The organism is Shouchella miscanthi (assembly GCF_007725405.1).
GTDB classification, from domain to species: Bacteria; Bacillota; Bacilli; order Bacillales; family Bacillaceae_D; genus Shouchella; species Shouchella hunanensis.
Genome location: NZ_CP042163.1, coordinates 3,579,500 through 3,592,582, shown reverse-complemented (window position 1 = coordinate 3,592,582; position 13,083 = coordinate 3,579,500). Strand labels below are relative to the sequence as shown.

14 protein-coding genes are annotated in these 13,083 nt (G+C 40.0%); 10 read left to right on the top strand and 4 right to left on the bottom strand.

Going from position 1 to position 13,083, the window contains the following annotated elements:
* Positions 1 to 5 precede the first annotated feature (5 nt).
* Both srtB and FPV17_RS18390 read left to right on the top strand, forming a co-directional pair.
* A complete protein-coding gene (srtB, locus tag FPV17_RS18395) occupies positions 6 to 743 on the top strand; it encodes a class B sortase (protein ID WP_035395004.1) in 738 nt (245 codons plus the stop codon).
* A gap of 110 nt (positions 744 to 853) precedes the next feature.
* Positions 854 to 1,966 (top strand): D-alanyl-D-alanine carboxypeptidase family protein, encoded by a 1,113-nt coding sequence (locus FPV17_RS18390; protein WP_210244245.1) that lies wholly within the window; start codon positions 854 to 856, stop codon positions 1,964 to 1,966.
* A gap of 58 nt (positions 1,967 to 2,024) precedes the next feature.
* On the opposite strand, the gene FPV17_RS18385 is transcribed toward FPV17_RS18390, so the two are convergent.
* Both FPV17_RS18385 and FPV17_RS18380 read right to left on the bottom strand, forming a co-directional pair.
* On the bottom strand, positions 2,025 to 2,759 hold the full coding sequence (locus tag FPV17_RS18385; RefSeq protein WP_144559861.1) for a polysaccharide deacetylase family protein: 735 nt from the start codon (positions 2,757 to 2,759) through the stop codon (positions 2,025 to 2,027).
* A gap of 180 nt (positions 2,760 to 2,939) precedes the next feature.
* On the bottom strand, positions 2,940 to 3,902 hold the full coding sequence (locus FPV17_RS18380; RefSeq protein WP_144559860.1) for a bile acid:sodium symporter family protein: 963 nt from the start codon (positions 3,900 to 3,902) through the stop codon (positions 2,940 to 2,942).
* Between the two features lie 272 nt (positions 3,903 to 4,174).
* On the opposite strand from FPV17_RS18380, the gene FPV17_RS18375 reads away from it, so the two are divergent.
* The 6 genes from FPV17_RS18375 to FPV17_RS18350 all read left to right on the top strand — a co-directional run bounded on the left by FPV17_RS18375 (position 4,175) and on the right by FPV17_RS18350 (position 9,749).
* Complete coding sequence (locus tag FPV17_RS18375; RefSeq protein WP_144559858.1) at positions 4,175 to 5,497, top strand: ABC transporter substrate-binding protein; 1,323 nt, start codon at positions 4,175 to 4,177, stop codon at positions 5,495 to 5,497.
* A gap of 63 nt (positions 5,498 to 5,560) precedes the next feature.
* A complete protein-coding gene (locus tag FPV17_RS18370; RefSeq protein ID WP_144559856.1) occupies positions 5,561 to 6,469 on the top strand; it encodes a carbohydrate ABC transporter permease in 909 nt (302 codons plus the stop codon).
* A gap of 152 nt (positions 6,470 to 6,621) precedes the next feature.
* On the top strand, positions 6,622 to 7,365 hold the full coding sequence (locus FPV17_RS18365) for a carbohydrate ABC transporter permease (protein ID WP_412766059.1): 744 nt from the start codon (positions 6,622 to 6,624) through the stop codon (positions 7,363 to 7,365).
* 8 nt (positions 7,366 to 7,373) lie between these two features.
* On the top strand, positions 7,374 to 8,462 hold the full coding sequence (locus tag FPV17_RS18360; RefSeq protein WP_144559854.1) for an ABC transporter ATP-binding protein: 1,089 nt from the start codon (positions 7,374 to 7,376) through the stop codon (positions 8,460 to 8,462).
* 4 nt (positions 8,463 to 8,466) lie between these two features.
* Entirely contained in the window at positions 8,467 to 9,159 is a 693-nt protein-coding gene (locus FPV17_RS18355; protein ID WP_144559853.1) for a DUF624 domain-containing protein, read from the top strand.
* A 134-nt stretch (positions 9,160 to 9,293) separates the two neighbouring features.
* Positions 9,294 to 9,749, top strand: a complete 456-nt coding sequence (locus FPV17_RS18350; RefSeq protein WP_186370653.1) for a GNAT family N-acetyltransferase — start codon at positions 9,294 to 9,296, stop codon at positions 9,747 to 9,749.
* A 12-nt stretch (positions 9,750 to 9,761) separates the two neighbouring features.
* On the opposite strand, the gene FPV17_RS18345 is transcribed toward FPV17_RS18350, so the two are convergent.
* Together FPV17_RS18345 and FPV17_RS18340 are read right to left on the bottom strand one after the other, a co-directional pair.
* Positions 9,762 to 10,661, bottom strand: coding sequence for an EamA family transporter (locus FPV17_RS18345; RefSeq protein WP_035395011.1), 900 nt, complete (start codon positions 10,659 to 10,661; stop codon positions 9,762 to 9,764).
* Positions 10,662 to 10,919: 258 nt separating this feature from the next.
* Positions 10,920 to 11,144, bottom strand: coding sequence for a hypothetical protein (locus FPV17_RS18340; RefSeq protein ID WP_035395012.1), 225 nt, complete (start codon positions 11,142 to 11,144; stop codon positions 10,920 to 10,922).
* A 390-nt stretch (positions 11,145 to 11,534) separates the two neighbouring features.
* On the opposite strand from FPV17_RS18340, the gene FPV17_RS18335 reads away from it, so the two are divergent.
* Together FPV17_RS18335 and FPV17_RS18330 are read left to right on the top strand one after the other, a co-directional pair.
* Positions 11,535 to 12,431 (top strand): DUF2268 domain-containing putative Zn-dependent protease, encoded by an 897-nt coding sequence (locus tag FPV17_RS18335; protein ID WP_144559849.1) that lies wholly within the window; start codon positions 11,535 to 11,537, stop codon positions 12,429 to 12,431.
* Between the two features lie 71 nt (positions 12,432 to 12,502).
* Positions 12,503 to 13,075 carry a DUF2087 domain-containing protein gene (locus tag FPV17_RS18330; protein WP_035395015.1) on the top strand — a complete coding sequence of 191 codons (573 nt, stop codon included), beginning with the start codon at positions 12,503 to 12,505 and terminating at the stop codon, positions 13,073 to 13,075.
* The last annotated feature ends 8 nt before the right edge of the window (positions 13,076 to 13,083 follow it).

Genomic DNA, 13,083 nt, shown 5'->3' with positions numbered 1-13,083 from the left:
GAAAAATGAAGCGCATGTGGAGTAAAGCCATAAATGTTTTTTTTGCGCTTGTTTTCCTTTATGCGAGTGGTCATCTTGTTTATATTTGGTATGACTCGTATGAGAATAAGCAAACGTTGCTGGAGGCAAAAGACATCTATTCTGACACTCACTTGTTGCAGGAAGAAGCGAACAGTGAGGGGAAAAATGCGTTTGACGAGCTGCGTGCCATTAATCAAGATATTGTTGGATGGGTTTCAATTAATGACACGGAGATTCATTATCCTGTTTTACAAAGCAGTGATAACGACTACTATTTAAACCGAAATTACAAAGGTGAACGCACAAGAGCAGGTAGCATTTTTATGGATTATCGAAATCACCCTGAAGAAGCGAAACATACCATTTTATATGGTCATCATATGCGTGATGGCACCATGTTCAATGAGCTAGAACGTTTTACGGATGAAGCGTTCTTTTACGAGAGCGACGGACATTTTTTTGATACACCAGTTGGACAATATACGATTGACGTTTTTTCCGTTTATTATACGACAACAGATTTTTACTACATCGAAACTGATTTTGAAGATGATGAGGCATACGGTGAATTTTTAAGAGAAATACAAGCACGTTCAATGTATTCATCAGCTACTGAGGTATCGAGCAGTGATCGAATCATTACATTTTCGACATGTGATGACAGCACCGGACAAGATGGACGTTTCGTTGTTCATGCAAAACTTGTCCCACAAGCCGCATAATCGTTAGGGTCTTGAAACAATATTGTTATCTCTTTGTTACATTCCTTTGATCTCCTTCTGCTTAAATATAGGATGGGGAAATTGTAGAATGAAGTCGAAGGGGAATCAATATGGGAACCAAATTACGTCATGTTTGTTGTACAATGATGGTTATCGTTATACTGGCCGTGTCAACGAACTCAGCAGTTGCAAATACAGAAGCACCAAATGTACATAGTGAAGCAGCTGTGTTGATGAGCGCAAAATCAGGAGAGGTTCTGTTTGATAAGGAAGCAAATCAAAAAATGTACCCAGCGAGCATTACAAAAATCGTAACAGGCATTCTTGCTATCGAACAAGGGAACTTGAAGGACAAGGTGACCATTAGCGAGAACGCAGTCGATGTCATTGGAACTTCTGTCTATCTTCTAGAAAATGAAGAGATGAAGCTTGAGCAGCTCGTACAAGGCTTATTAATCAACTCGGGGAACGATGCAGGAACAGCTATTGCTGAGCATATGGCAGGTAGTGAAGAAGCGTTTGCTGAGCAGATGAATACGTTCGTAGAAGAACAAGTCGGTGTTTCGAATACGCATTTTACAAATCCTCATGGTTTATACGATGACGATCATTATACAACAGCTGCTGATATGGCAAAAATTACGAAGTACGCTATGAAAAATAGCACATTTCGAGAAATTGTAGCGACAGAAGAATTAGAATGGATTGGTGAAGGGTGGGAAACAACACTGTACAACCACCATCAACTAGTTCGTGATCACGAGGAAGTAACAGGTGTGAAGAATGGATTTGTCTCACAATCAGGTTTTACACTGGTAACGACATACGAGACAGATAACGATGAATACATTGCTGTTACCTTAAATGCACCGACAACAAACGACAGTTATCATGATACAAAGCGATTACTTGAGTATGGTGTCGACACGTACGATACGAAAACGGTAGAAAAAGGGAAGCAGTTTGAAGATGGTTATGGGAATGAATATATTCTTGAACATACCACATCGATTACGTATGAAAAGGATGCGGATCTTCAGTTTGATATTCGGAACGGTTCATTGATCATTGAGGATGATGATCAGGTGATTCGCTCTGAACCACTTAAACAGATTGAAGAAGAAGTAGAAGAAGAAGTAGAAGAAGAAGAGAAAGTTGAAGTCCATCAAGAAGAGAATCCAACGTTTATTGACCGTCTCCTTCAATTTTTAAACTTAAAATAAGTAAAAAGCAAGGCACAAGGGGAGCCTTGCTTTTTCGTTGTCTTGAAACACCCCTCTCTTAATGATGGAAAAGGGGAGAGGGCTTTAAAAGTTCTGAAGCCGTTACAAATTGATACCCTTGGTGTTTTAGTACAGGAATAAGCAATTTCACTGCTCGCAATGTTTCTTGTCGATTTCCACCACCATCGTGAAGTAGGATGACATCGCCTCCTTGTGCATGGTCGACGACGTGTTTCACAATTTCATTTGTAGGTGTACCTGCCCAATCGCGAGGGTCTTGATGCCAAGACCATAGTAGAACGTCTTGTTCTAAATCAATGGCAGCATCGATAATATCATCTGTGTAATACCCTCCTACAGGACGGAAATAGGTGGGGCGAATATGAACCGTTTCCTCTAAAACTTGATTGGCGTGATCAATTTCCTCCATTAATTCCTCTTTAGTTATGGCCTCATCATAAATATGGGAGTATGTATGGTTAGCCACTTCATGTCCTTCATCAAGCATGCGTTGGACGATGTCTGGATAGGCTTCGACCCATTTTCCGACAACGAAAAACGTCGCCTTTACATTATATCCTTTTAGAATATCAAGTAATTCAGGTGTGTTAGCAGGGTGAGGTCCATCATCAAAGGTTAAAGCGAGTTTTGTTTCGTCTGTATCAGCTTCCCAGAAAACTTTGCCTGTTTGTTCATATTCATAGCGCTCTTTAATTGCGGCAAAGCTAGCAGATGAATGGGTAACGCTAAAGAGTATGATTGCAAGTAGAACGAGTAGCTGGTATCGTTTCATTTTCTTGTCCTCCTCCTAGGTAGCTTTAGTATGTGAGGATAAAGAAACCTTATGCATTCTAAGGAGCTTCTACTTAAGTTCACGAGTGGTAATCAACTCTGCGCGATTGTTTGAATGATGTCTTTTTAAAGCAAAAGGCGAATGATCCTGTTAATAAAGATCATTCGCCAGTTAGTGTGGTTATGCGCTTTTTTTCTGTGTTGGTACATGTTCTTTATCACTTTTCTTTCTGGCCCAATAGGTTGCGACAATGGTTCCAGTAAAGTTATGCCAAGCAGCTCCAAATACACTTGGGATGGCAGCTAGTGGTGTTAAATGAGCCGTAGCAAGTGTTGCACCGAGCCCGGTGTTTTGCATACCAATTTCAATTGAGACTGCTCTGCATTGACTTGGTGACAAGCGGAAAGCAGCAGCAGCAAGATACCCAAGAATTAACCCGGCTGCATTATGAAGCATGACAGCGAAAAAGACAATTAACCCAGTAGAAGCGAGGGCCTCATTGTTTGCAGCGACCACGGCAGACAGAATAGCTAGTACCGCTAGTACGGATACGAGAGGCATTGCTTTTTCTGTTTGTTGAGCAAATGTGGGCAAGAATCGTTTTATGGTCACGCCAAGAGCCACCGGAATAATAATCACTTGAACAATCATGGTGAACATATCCCAAAATTGAACAGGCATCCATTGATTTGCAAGAATATACAAAATCGCCGGAGTAGCAATTGGTGCTACAAGAGTGGAAAACGACGTCATGGTAATAGACAAAGGTAAGTCTCCTTTTGCAAGGTAAACCATAACATTTGACGATGTTCCTCCTGGTACAGAACCAAGCAAAACGAGACCGGCTGCTAATTCTGGTGGAAGATTTAATAAGTAGGCAATGCCAAATGCCGTTAGTGGCATAATTGTAAATTGTGCAACAAGACCTAGAAATACAGGTAATGGATGCTTTGCTACCATTTTAAAATCGACAGGCTTTAGCGTCATTCCCATTCCAAACATAATCACTCCAAGTAAAATGGGGACGTAGCCAGCGATAGGTAAAAATGGCTCCGGTATTAAGAATGCAAGCACGCTTGCACCTATGACGAAGAAGACAAAATACTTTCCTGCAAACGAACTAATCATTTCAATTTGTTTCATGCTCTCACCCCGCGTAGTGCTAATTAAAAATACTTTTGTTCTCTCTGTGTGTACATCATTATACATAGTTATAAGGAAATCGTCATTATTTTTTTGATATAGTAACCTCTGCTGGCATACTCTCTCTATCGATAAACGATCTAAACGTTATTCTGTTTTAGTTGAAAATGGTATGTCCAAAGATCGTAAGGCATACATTGTACTATCAACTACTACTAAAAGGAGGGGGGAAAGGTCAGGGTGATCAACAGATAAAAAAGGGGGATAAGGGAATGAAGAAGCTGTTGATAGCTTCCACCGTAACAGGCGCTATGCTTGTTGCGTTAACGGCGTGTGGTGGAGGGGATGAAGAGAAGAGAGATGTCGTAAAAGTATGGACGTATCCTGTTCATGGTGAATATGAAGGTGAATTAAAAGAATCTATTGCTGCTTTTGAAAAAGAAAATCCAACCATTAAAGTAGAGTACGAAGTGTTATCTTGGGCAGAGGGGTTACAAAAGTTCGATATTGCATTGAATTCAGGTAGTCCACCTGATTTATACTTTGGTCGACCGCTTGGGAAATATAAAGAGACTGAGCTTTTAGTACCTATAGATGACAAATTATCTATTGATTTAAGCGATTATGATGAGGTAGCACTTGATCATATGACGTTAGAAGGATCCATGTATGGCTTACCGTTGTATCAATATCTCCATGTATGGGGTGGCAATAAAGCATTACTTGAAGAATACGACGTCGATTATGAGAAAATTCAGTTAGAAGGCTGGACATGGGATGAATTTTATGAGCTAGCTTCTATCGGCGACCAGGAAAATGACCACGGTGATCGGCAATATGGATTTGTATTCCAAGGTGTTGATGAAGAATTATTAGACCATTTAGCTCGAAATAATGGAATCCCTTATCGAATGACAGAAGAGGGTATTCAATGGGATGACGACAGAATTTTAGAAGCGATGACGTTTATTGTGAAGCTAAGAGATGAGGGAATTATGCCAGCTGAGACTGCAGCCATTGATGCGGCGAAACGGCAAGAAATGTATTACAACTACCAAGCTCTTTTCTACGGTCGGGCTATTCCTTATGCAGATGCGATCGTTCAGAATCGTAATCAAGAGATTCAAGATGGTGTAACAGAAGGAGAAGAGTTAGACTTTGTCTTGCTTCCAATTCCTCATCACGAGGGAGAAGTGGAGGTTTCACAAGGTGGAGCAGAGGGTTACTTATTATTTACACAAAACAATGCTGATGAAGCCCATGTCGAAAATAGTGTTAAAGTGCTTGAACACTTGGCTGGTGCAGATGCAATTGGAAAAACATCCTCCGCACTTGCATTACCGATCATTCATAAAGAAGCCGCTGACAATTATGAGTTACCACTCTCAGATGAGAATAGACTTGCCGCTGAACGACTTGCGAGTAATGTATTGCCGCCAAATACGATTACGAGCGAGCTTGCTGCTAAAGACGACATGTTTAAAACACAGGTGGTTGTCCCGACCTTTCAAGGTCTAATTAGTGGAGAATTAACGCCTGAGGAAGCATTTGAAAAATTTAAGACCGAGGCAGCATCAGCAAAGTACCAACCTTAGTTAACATGAGAAAGTAGAGGATTAATGACTCTCTTCTACTTTCTTTATAAAGGAGCGTTTCTTATGGCAGAAACCGTACAGGTAACACCATCTAAGTTATCACTATTCTTAAGAGACTACGGCTGGTGTTATGTCTTCATTCTTGTCCCCATCCTTGTCTTCTTACTGTTCACTTTTATTCCAGTTATTTATGCGTTTGTTATGAGTTTTCAACAATATCATGTTATGGGGTCTACATTTATTGGACTAGAGAATTATCAGACCATGGTTCAAGATGAGATTTTTTGGCGCTCTATGCGCAATACCTTTGTTTTTACGGTAGCGACTGTCCCTGTAAGCGTTGGGATTACCCTTGTGCTTGCGGTGCTTATTTTTCCACGGGGGAAAAAAGTACAAACCTTCTTTAAAGCGTCTTTATATCTCCCTACAGTTGCTTCTGGTGTTACCATGGCTCTTGTCTGGTTTTGGATTTATGACCCGACAAATATGGGACTCTTAAATATGATCCTTAATTATATCGGGATAGAGAATACGATGTGGTTAGGAAGCAGGAGTACCGCATTATTCTCACTTATTTTAATGAGCTGGTTAACGGGTCATGGTGCAGGGATTATTTTGTATTTAGCTGCCCTTGGTGGGATTCCGAAGTCTTTATATGAGGCGGCGGATATCGATCATGCTAGCGGTTGGTCTCAGTTTAAGCATATTACAATGCCGCTTTTAAAACCAACGACACTGTATTTGCTTGTGATGGGGATTATTGGCTCATTTCAAGTATTTATGAGTATTTACTTAATGACTCAAGGAGGACCAAATTTTGCCACTACCACGATTGCTTATTTAATTTATGTACATGCTTTTGAATATTATCAATTTGGGCTAGCCGCAGCAGAATCATTTGCACTGGGGATTGTTATTATTTTAGCCTCTGTCTTTCAATTTAAGCTTATGTCAAGTGATGTCGAATTTTAAAAAAGGGGGCATTGAGCGTGAATCAGCCTGCTTTTCACCATCAGAAAGAGTCAAAAATAAAACGAGCAAATGGGAAACGAATAGGAGCAAGAGTAGTCAGTTACGCTATCTTATTGTTCTGGATTGTCATTACATTAATTCCGTTATATTGGATGCTCGTTATGTCTCTTAAAGACACATCCATGAGTGCATCTTTTTCTCCAGAGTGGTTTCCGAAAAACCCATCAGTCGCCACGTATATTCGCTTTTTTACTGAAACCGATGCTATGAGGTGGCTTGGGAATAGCCTGTTTATCTCAACAGTTCTAACGTTTACAAATGTATTGTTTTGTTCGCTAGCAGGCTATGCCTTTGCAAAGCTTCGTTTTCCAGGTAGAAATACGATTTTTTGGATGTTACTTGGAACGATGATGATTCCAGCACAAGTGACGCTTATTCCCGTTTATATCATTGTGGTAAATACGCTTCAGCTGGGTAATACGTACACAGCGATTATGCTACCAATGTTTGCGACTGTAGGAAATATCTTTCTAATGAAGCAGTACATGTCGACCTTGCCAACAACGCTTATTCAAGCAGCTCGAATTGATGGCTGTAGTGAGTGGCGAATCTTCTATAAAATTATTCTACCGATTTCAAAGCCTGGTTTGGCTGTGTTAGCAATCTTTACATTTGTGGCTACATGGAATGAATTTTTCTGGCCGTTTCTCGTTACACAAACAAGTTCAATGAGAACGATTCAGATTGGACTAGCGAGCTTTAAATTTGCGGAAGCTACCGACTTTGGCGCCATGATGGCCGGTTCAGTAATTGCAGCATTACCAATGTTTATCTTGTTTTTTTCCTTACAAAAGTATTTCTTACAAGGCATTACGATTGGTGCAGTGAAAGGGTAGGTGAAAAAATGGCAACGATAGTATTTGAAGGGATTACAAAAACGTTTGCAGATGCGAAAAAAGGTGGAATTTTCACGGCTGTTGACGAAGCAACTTTCGAAATAAAAGATAAAGAATTTCTTGTTTTCGTTGGTCCTTCAGGCTGTGGAAAAACGACATCGCTACGGATGATTGCTGGGCTTGAGAAGCAAACAGGTGGAAATATCTATATTGATGGTCAACTTGTTAACCACGTTCATCCGAAAGATCGAGACATTGCAATGGTGTTTCAAGATTATGCGCTTTACCCTCATATGTCCATCGAACAAAACTTAAGTTTCGGCTTAAAAAATATGAAAATCGAAAAATCAATAATAGAAGAAAAAGTTGCGTATGCGTCAAAAATATTAGGGCTTGATCAGTTACTCGATCGAAAGCCGCGAGAGTTGTCAGGAGGGCAACGTCAGCGGGTTGCGTTAGGTCGAGCTATTGTGAGAGATCCTAAAGTATTTCTCTTTGATGAACCACTTTCTAACTTAGACGCAAAACTACGAGTGCAAATGCGAATTGAACTGGCAGAACTTCATCAACGATTAGGGGCGACCATTGTGTATGTCACTCACGACCAAGTAGAAGCGATGACACTTGGAGAGCGAATTGTGGTTATGAATGAAGGAAAAGTTCAGCAAATCGCTTCGCCACAGGAGTTGTATGCACGACCACAAAATATGTTTGTGGCAGGGTTTATCGGTTCTCCGGCCATGAATTTTATTCCTGCTTACGTCCTTTCAGAAAACCAACTACAAATGGGCGACTATCTCTTAGATGTTCCCTTAGATCGACAAGACTATGTTCGTGCCTATGTAAATCGACAAGTGATGTTTGGCATTCGGCCTGAACATATTTTGCTAGACCCAAAAGGGAGTGTTGAGGTGAAGGTGAATGTGTTTGAACATTTAGGGGCAGAGAACCTTCTTTACTTCTCCTTTAATGAACAGTCCGTTATTTCAAAAACTGCTGGAGAAAATTTTATTAAAGCAGGTGAAACCATAGCGATGACGTTTCAAATGGAAAAAATGCATTTGTTTGATATAGAAACGAAACAAAGGATAGGGTGAAGCTATGTTTTCAGTTACATCGATAGTGCGTATAACTGCTAAAGATTTGTACCAGCATATTGTTTCGATTATCTCAATCAGTTTAATGGTGTCTCTTCTATGCGTGCCGTTTCTATTATTTTTGCCGTGGCAGTTGGCGATCGGCTTTGCGCTTTTTATTGGAGGACCAGTTTGGCTAGCGGCTACTGCTAGCATGGAAACGGTACTAACGAATAAAAACGTTCCGCTTATACGAACGTTTTTCATATCCGTAAAACGTCATTATTTTAAAGGGTTAGGGCTTACGTTCTTTTTCGGTGGGTTTGCATGTATACTTATCGCTTCATGGTGGCATTGGTCAATAGAGCAAACCTATGTAGCGTTTGCAATCGCTTGTTTTCAAAGCTATTTTGCAGGAATGGTGCTTTTAAGCCAACTTTATACAGTTCCACTCATAAACAAATACAACGTGAGCTTACTAAGAGCTATGGGTATTAGTTTAAAGTTATTGCTAAAGTATCCATTGTATACAATGGGCTGCTTCCTTCAACTCATTCTTTTTGCCGGGTTGCTTGCGTTTACAGTCATTGGGAATGCGCTTTTATTGCCGGGGGTTCTTGCAGTGTTTTTAAGTCGGATGGCTAGTGGTGCCGTTAGTCGATCAGATATCTTAGGTGATAGCACCTTTCGGAAGATGGATACGGTGGAATTATCATAGGCGTGATTGTTATACAATAGGCTTAATGATCAAACATGCGATCGTTAAGTCTTTTTCAGGTATCGTTCTTTAGCTTTTTTCATCGCTTGTATTCACACCTTCTTTCCAATAAAGTAGTAACAAGGGGGTTGCCTATGAAAATTCGTTCATTTGAAGAAAAAGATCGAAACAACGTTAAAGCATTAACGAGACGGTTTTTGCAATTTGATTTAATGAAGCACCGCGATCGAACAGTGATGGAACAAAAACAGGAGGCGTTACTGCTAGAATCTCTTCAGCGTGATGACTTGTCCCTGTTCATTGCTGAAAATGATCACCATTTCTTAGGATATTTAGAAATGCGTTTGCAAAATGACTTTTTTACTAATGAGCGACAGGGGTACATAACGGCTATTGCCACAACGCCTGAAGCTGAAGGCAAAGGCGTAGGGAAACGGCTCATGCAAAAAGCAGAAGAATGGGCTCAGGAACAAGGGGTCCACACAATTGTTTTAGATGTATTTAAAGCGAATGAACATGCCGTTGCGTTTTACGAAAAATTCGGGTATCAACAAGAAATCGTCAAAATGACAAAGCCGTTAGACCACTAAAAGTACGCAAGGTTATTCTCTTGCGTACTCATATCTGACTTTTTTTCGTTCAACGTTTCCATAGAAAATACCCGCGAAGATAATCGCTACACCGGCCCATTGCATCGGTAAAATGGTTTCCCCGAGTAACGCAATGGACAAAATAAGCGCAACAGGTAGTTCTGCTGTAGAAAGAATGGCGCCTAGACCAGAACCAATCTTTGGCATGCCAATTGAAAACATGAGTGGCGGCAAGACTATGCCAAATAAGCCAAGTAAAAAAGCTATGCCGATAAACCCCGTCTCAATTCCAGTGAATGATAGCGTTTCTGCGGTCGGGACAAGAATGATCGCAGATAAAAGAAATCCACCGATGGAAATAATGAATCCTTTCTGGACAACAGGAACATCCGTACCAACTACTCCAGTCACATACATAAATAAAGCAGAGCAAAACGCACTAAGCAACGCCCAGAATGCACCAACCCAATCAAATTGTACAGCAGTCTGTAAAACGCCAGCTGCTAAAACGGAGCCCGCTATTAAAACGACAATGGAAAGAAGGCGTCGTTTTGATGGTATTTTTTTAGCGAAAATAAATTCGTAAAAAGAACCAATCCATACAAATTGAAACAAGAAAATAACGGCAAGTGATGCATCTAATGTTTGCAACGAATGATAATAGAAGATTCCTGTAAGCCCTGTTGGAATACCACAGGCAAGTAGAGCCAATACCATCTTAATCGGAATCTTTTTTCGGGCTGAGAATAACAGTAAAATTGCTAAAATGATAAAGCCAAAAAAGAACTGTGTCATGACGACATGAACAAGATCAGCCCCTTGTCCGTAACCAATTTTAACAAAAGTGGATAAAATGCCAAAGCAGGCACCACCAATTAATACAGCTAATGAATAGAGCCATGTTGATTTCATTTTTTTACCTCCCTTAAATACATAAAAAAGCCACACTAGGCACGAAGCCCAGTGTGGCGGAAAAAGAGCAGTTATTGCTCTGAAAAGGTCCACAAGTTAAAAACTTTTGTTCGTAGTATAAGGTTTAACCGTTTTTGATTGTACACGATATCATGAAAAAAGACAACAGGGAAGATAGCTGACGCGTGTGCTTGCTAAAAAAAAAGCTCATCAACCTAGTCGATGAGCAAAAGACATGTTCCTCTATTCTTTTAAGTATTATGTGCAGTGAGATTGATTGGTTAACTGAGGTGACCAGCACGCCATAATCGTTGCTTCTTTATAGTCGCTATCAATGACATGGATAGCTTGAGGGTTTTTCATAAGTAAGCCCAATATGTCAGCTGCCATTTGTTGGTCTTCATCATCTGGCCGCGCTGCCAATTCTTTTAAGGCATGTAAAAATTGTTGATTAAGAAGATCATAAACAATGGCTTGTTCCATCCTTATCACCCTTTCGCCTTTCACTCTAGTGTGTACCTGTTTTCACATAATCGCAAACCTTTTGCTTACGATGAAGAAATACTCTATCTTCATCTTAGGCAATGACAGAAGAATTCATGCCTGTTCATTAAAAAAAGATTCGTTTTTTTGTATTCGCTTTTTAAAATTAAATTCCTTTAGCGAAACAAAAGGGTTTTTGCGGATTTTTTGTTTCGAGCGAGCAATGCGAATTATAAATTAACTATTTAGAAAATTTACATCCGCGTAATTCGTGCCTTTACTATAGCAAATGCCTTTATAAAAGTAAATGCATTTGATGCACGCGCAATTCTTTTTTATGTTGACCTTTACGTTACGTCATCCACTATCGTAAGCGTAGGAGGGGATAATATGATCATAAAGGTAAACGATCCATTGCAACAGTACGAGGAGTTAATACAGTTAGCATCGTTGGAGCAAAGACAGCATTTTTTTCGCTATAAAATGATGGAGCCATTAAAGATGATGTGGGCTCACTTGCAAGTACCGATGAAGGCAAAGGAACCGAATGGCTATGACATTATCTATGCAGCAGACATGTTAGGTTTCGCTAACTTAGATGACCGACACACTTTGGAAAAAGGAGTAAAGCGGTTACGAAACATGAACATAGTCGATCGTGGGAAGACGACACTCCATTATTTACTGGAAGTAGTAAATGGTAAAGGTTTAGAACTGAAAGCTGATAACATTTATTTAGGAATTTATTTAGCAGATGAAGTTAAATTGAACCATCTCGATGGGTATACAGGATTCGGTGGAATTCCAGGTTATTTAATGGTACATCTCTTTCCGAATGATCGGAATACCTCTCGTTTTGAGGGGTTACTTGCCCATGAATTTCATCATAATGTGCGTTTTTCTTATTTTGATTGGAGTCATGGTAATGTAACCGTAGGTGAATACCTAGTTATCGAAGGATTAGCAGATGTATTCGTAGAAACACTTTATGGAAAAGAGCAGCTTGGTCCATGGGTAACAGGCTTAGATGATGAGGATTTAAGGTATTCCATTTCTGTCATAAAAGATGCTTTGCACGTAACAGGTTTTGCAGAAGTAAGTAGCTATATGTTTGGCGACCCCTATGCAACAGAGAAGGGCTATCAGCGAGTTGGTCTTTCATTCGCTGCTGGCTATGCAGTCGGTTATGTAGTGGTTAAAGCGTTTTTAGAACGAACGGGAATGACCATATTTGACGCCACACGATGTAAAAGCGATGACATTATTGCGCGTTCAATGATTTTTTAAAGGGAAAAGGAAAGGTTTCTCTTTTCATTTCCATCTATTTCGATTATTATCTAATTAGATGGAGGGATATCATGCAATTAAGTCGAATGGTTCATTTTCATAAAACGCTTGGAGATAAGACAAGAATTCAAATTATTAGCATGTTAAAAGCAGGGCCACTCCACAATGGTGCCATTGCAGGTAAACTCGGACTCACTCCACCGACCATTTCCCATCACTTAACAAAGCTAAAAGAAATTGATGTGATTTATCAAAGAAGAGACAAGAATACGATCTATTTTCATTTGAATGAATCGAAGCTAAAGCAAATGGCAGAGGCTATAATCCGTATCGGTGGAGAAGACCGGTTTGAGTATTTTGATGTACCGTCTGAGGAAAAAGCAGCCATTGTAAAAAGCTTTTTCGATCGAGAGGGAATGTTAAGCCATCTTCCGGCGCAACGGAAAAAAAGGCTCATTATTCTTGAAGTGATTGCACGGCAATTCGATGAAGGACGGCAGTATGCTGAAACAGACGTCAATCAAGTGATTAAACGATACAACAGTGATTACGCAACGATTAGAAGAGAACTGATTATGTCTCATTTCATGTACCGAGATGAACAGCAATATGAATTAAATCCGAAAGAGATGTGGCCTGTTTAAGCAGGTTC

Coding starts and splice junctions, on each gene's coding strand:
- srtB (WP_035395004.1), top strand. CDS start 6: ATGAAGCGCATGTGGAGTAAAGCCATAAATGTTTTTTTTGCGCTTGTT.
- FPV17_RS18390 (WP_210244245.1), top strand. CDS start 854: ATGGGAACCAAATTACGTCATGTTTGTTGTACAATGATGGTTATCGTT.
- FPV17_RS18385 (WP_144559861.1), bottom strand. CDS start 2,759: ATGAAACGATACCAGCTACTCGTTCTACTTGCAATCATACTCTTTAGC.
- FPV17_RS18380 (WP_144559860.1), bottom strand. CDS start 3,902: ATGAAACAAATTGAAATGATTAGTTCGTTTGCAGGAAAGTATTTTGTC.
- FPV17_RS18375 (WP_144559858.1), top strand. CDS start 4,175: ATGAAGAAGCTGTTGATAGCTTCCACCGTAACAGGCGCTATGCTTGTT.
- FPV17_RS18370 (WP_144559856.1), top strand. CDS start 5,561: ATGGCAGAAACCGTACAGGTAACACCATCTAAGTTATCACTATTCTTA.
- FPV17_RS18365 (WP_412766059.1), top strand. CDS start 6,622: ATGCTCGTTATGTCTCTTAAAGACACATCCATGAGTGCATCTTTTTCT.
- FPV17_RS18360 (WP_144559854.1), top strand. CDS start 7,374: ATGGCAACGATAGTATTTGAAGGGATTACAAAAACGTTTGCAGATGCG.
- FPV17_RS18355 (WP_144559853.1), top strand. CDS start 8,467: ATGTTTTCAGTTACATCGATAGTGCGTATAACTGCTAAAGATTTGTAC.
- FPV17_RS18350 (WP_186370653.1), top strand. CDS start 9,294: ATGAAAATTCGTTCATTTGAAGAAAAAGATCGAAACAACGTTAAAGCA.
- FPV17_RS18345 (WP_035395011.1), bottom strand. CDS start 10,661: ATGAAATCAACATGGCTCTATTCATTAGCTGTATTAATTGGTGGTGCC.
- FPV17_RS18340 (WP_035395012.1), bottom strand. CDS start 11,144: ATGGAACAAGCCATTGTTTATGATCTTCTTAATCAACAATTTTTACAT.
- FPV17_RS18335 (WP_144559849.1), top strand. CDS start 11,535: ATGATCATAAAGGTAAACGATCCATTGCAACAGTACGAGGAGTTAATA.
- FPV17_RS18330 (WP_035395015.1), top strand. CDS start 12,503: ATGCAATTAAGTCGAATGGTTCATTTTCATAAAACGCTTGGAGATAAG.